This window comes from Burkholderia sp. BCC1998, assembly GCF_905339875.1.
In the GTDB taxonomy this organism is placed as follows: domain Bacteria; phylum Pseudomonadota; class Gammaproteobacteria; order Burkholderiales; family Burkholderiaceae; genus Burkholderia.
The window spans coordinates 1-1,056 of record NZ_CAJPHE010000076.1; the positions used below are offsets into that span (position 1 = coordinate 1).

The window sequence follows — 1,056 nt, forward strand, 5'->3', positions numbered from 1 at the left end:
AAAGTCCTGGCGTTGTCACCCCGTTCAGCTATCGTGGATGCTGCGTGAATTAGTTGAGGAGAAGAGTGATGTCGCAGTTGGGTCTTGGTCTGGATCTGTCGACCAAACGCACGCGCAAGCGGGAATTTCTCGATGAGATGCGGCGTGTTGTGCCTTGGTTGAAGCTGATTGCGCTGATCGAGCCGCACTATCCGACGGGCAAAACCGGACGACCGCCTTTCCCGATCGCGACGATGCTGCACATTCACTTTATGCAGCAGTGGTTCGGTCTGTCGGATCCTGCAATGGAAGAAGCGCTCTACGACGTACCGCTGTACCGCGAGTTCGCGGGCCTCGACGGAGGCATGGTGCGTTTGCCGGACGAGAGCACGATTCTCCGGTTCCGCCATCTGCTCGAAACACATGGACTGGCAGCGAACATGCTCGCGCTGGTCAATGAGATCCTGACGGAAAAAGGCTTGATGCTAAAGGCTGGATCTGCAGTCGACGCCACCCTGATTGCCGCCCCCAGTTCGACAAAGAACGGTTCCGGCACCCGGGATCCAGAAATGCAATCGACGCAGAAAGGCGGTAACTGGTACTTCGGCATGAAATCGCATATTGGCGTAGACGCCGAGTCTGGCTTGGTTCATACGGTCATTGGAACGGCGGCCAATGTGCACGACATCACCGTTGCCGAGGCGTTGCTGCACGGCGAAGAAACGGATGTCTACGCCGACGCCGGGTATCAGGGAATCGAAAAGCGTTGTGAGGCTGACGCAGTGCGTTGGCATGTTGCGATGAGACCGGGCAAGCGCAGGCTACTGGACCTGAGTGATCCTCTGGACGCGATATACGATCAGATCGAACGCCTGAAGGCTGGAATCCGAGCCAAGGTCGAGCACCCGTTTCGCGTCATCAAGCGGCAGTTCGGTTATGCGAAGACTCGCTATCGTGGTTTGATGAAAAATACCGCTCAGATCACCACGCTGTTTGCTTTGAGCAATCTATGGATGGCGCGCAGAGCTTTGCGAACATCTTAAAATCACACCGGTGTGGCCATATGTTTCGCCGGCA

1 protein-coding gene is annotated in these 1,056 nt (G+C 56.2%); it reads left to right on the forward strand.

What is annotated here, in order from left to right; translation table 11 throughout:
- Window positions 1-68: 68 nt before the first annotated feature.
- Window positions 69-1,022 (forward strand): IS5 family transposase, encoded by a 954-nt coding sequence (locus U5A56_RS36830; protein ID WP_257776151.1) that lies wholly within the window; start codon window positions 69-71, stop codon window positions 1,020-1,022.
- Window positions 1,023-1,056: the final 34 nt, after the last annotated feature.